The following is a 2169-nucleotide window of genomic DNA, read 5'->3' as shown; positions in this document are numbered from 1 at the left end:
CAGATCCCGGAGTGATCGGGTGGAAAATTCCGGGACTTTTTCCCTGAAAATTAGGTAATTGACCCCCTCAAAATCGCTAAAACCCTACACCCTACACCCTACACCCTACACCCCACACCCTGCCCCCAGGAAAAACTTTTTCAGCCAACCCTAAATAGCGATCGCTTTTATTGATAACCCTCTGGAGAGGCGAGGAAAAACGCGATCGCTCGCCGACAGGAAAGTTTTCCGCCAGGGCTAAAGGTCGAGGTCGCTTTTGAAGGGAAAGTCCCGCAAAAAAGACATTCCCACTCACGGATATTTAACGCTTTCTTGCCACCAATATTCCCACAACGCCGAACTTCGATGACAGGAGAAGAGATGAGGATGCCTACTCGATTAAATTTTTCTAGGGAGCGGTTTTCTCTACCCGGGTTAAAGCGCCTGCGATCCTATCGCTCGGCCTGGTTGCGGGGAGATATCATTGCGGGGATCACCGTGGCAGCCTATCTCGTTCCCCAATGTCTGGCCTATGCGGAACTGGCCGGAGTACAACCGATCGCCGGATTATGGGCGATCCTACCGCCGCTGCTCATCTATGCCCTGCTCGGTTCCTCACCACAACTCTCCGTCGGGCCAGAATCGACGACGGCAGTAATGACCGCCGCCGCTATCATGCCCCTCGTCGCGGGAGATAGTAGCAACTACGCCAGTCTGTGCAGTCTATTAGCCCTACTCGTGGGGAGCGTCTGCTGCGTCGCCGCTTTCGCCCGGTTGGGGTTTCTCGCCGATCTCCTCTCCAAACCGATCCTCGTCGGCTACATGGCCGGAGTAGCGGTGATCATGATCGTCGGTCAGTTGGGAAAAATTAGCGGGATGTCACTGAAAGCGGAATCGCTTTTCGGACAGATCGGGGAATTTTCGGGACATTTATCCGAGATTCACCCACCAACTCTGATTCTCGCCGCCGCTGTTCTAATTTTCCTGCTAGTGGTACAACGTCGCTTTCCCAATGCCCCCGGCCCTTTACTCGCGGTTCTACTGGCGACATCGGCAGTATATTTGTTCGATCTGAACGAGCGAGGCATCGCCGTGATCGGGGAAATTCCCGCCGGTTTACCGAGTTTGAAAGTACCGAGAGGTTTTTCTTCCCAGCAGCTCGTCTATTTACTCTCCTCGGCCATCGGTATCGCCCTCGTTGGCTATTCCGATAACGTCTTGACCGCCCGCGCCTTCGGGGCGAAAAACAACTATCGCATCGATGGCAATCAGGAATTACTCGCCCTGGGAGCGGTGAATATCGGTAACGGCATCATGCAAGGCTTTCCCGTCAGCAGTAGCGGCAGTCGCACGGCGATCGGCGATTCTCTGGGCAGTCGATCGCAACTGTTTTCCCTCGTGGCTTTTCTGATCGTGATTTTGGTACTTTTGTTCTTGCGCCCGCTGCTATCCCTGTTTCCGAAAGCGGCCCTGGGGGCGATCGTGATTTACGCCGCGCTCCGTCTGATCGAGATCTCGGAGTTCAACCGTCTGCGTTGTTTCAAAACCAGCGAGTTCCGATTGGCGCTCGTCACCATGTTCGGTGTCCTGGCCACCGATATCCTCGTCGGGGTGGGCGTTGCCGTGGGGTTATCGGTGGTCGATCTGTTCGCACGGCTGATGCGACCACACGATGCGGTTTTGGGGGAAGTGCCGAATCTGGCGGGCCTGCACGACATCGAGGATTGGCAGGGCGCGACGACGGTCCCCGGATTGGTTCTCTACCGTTACGACGCGCCCCTCTGTTTCGCCAACGCCGAGAATTTTCGGAAACGGGTAATAGCGGCGATCGAGGCGGAGAAAGTCCCCGTCGAGTGGTTCGTTCTCAACGCCGAAGCGATTCTAGATATCGATATTACGGCGGTCGATATGTTGAAAGAATTACATCGAGAATTAATCGGTAGTGGTATTACTTTTGCCATGGCGCGGGTGAAGCAAGATTTATATCAGCAATTAAAAAAAGGAGACCTATCCGAGACGATCTCGACCGAACGTATTTATCCAACCCTAGAGGAAGCGATCGAGGCGTTTCATCGGAAATTTTGGGTCTGAAACCCCGCCGTTCTAGGTTGGCTTTACGTTAGAATTAAAAGGCCAGTCTCGAAAACCAAGTGGACGGCGCAGCACCTTGAAAACTCGGCTTAGGGGGTT

General features: G+C 54.2%; 1 protein-coding gene. It reads left to right on the top strand.

Features of this window, described 5'->3' with window-relative positions:
• Nucleotides 1-366: 366 nt before the first annotated feature.
• Nucleotides 367-2070, top strand: a complete 1704-nt coding sequence (locus PX481_RS10925) for an SLC26/SulP family anion transporter (protein WP_288094576.1) — start codon at nucleotides 367-369, stop codon at nucleotides 2068-2070.
• The last annotated feature ends 99 nt before the right edge of the window (nucleotides 2071-2169 follow it).

The sequence above is a fragment of the Microcystis sp. M53603_WE2 genome (assembly GCF_030065435.1).
This window is presented reverse-complemented; position numbering and strand designations above follow the sequence as displayed.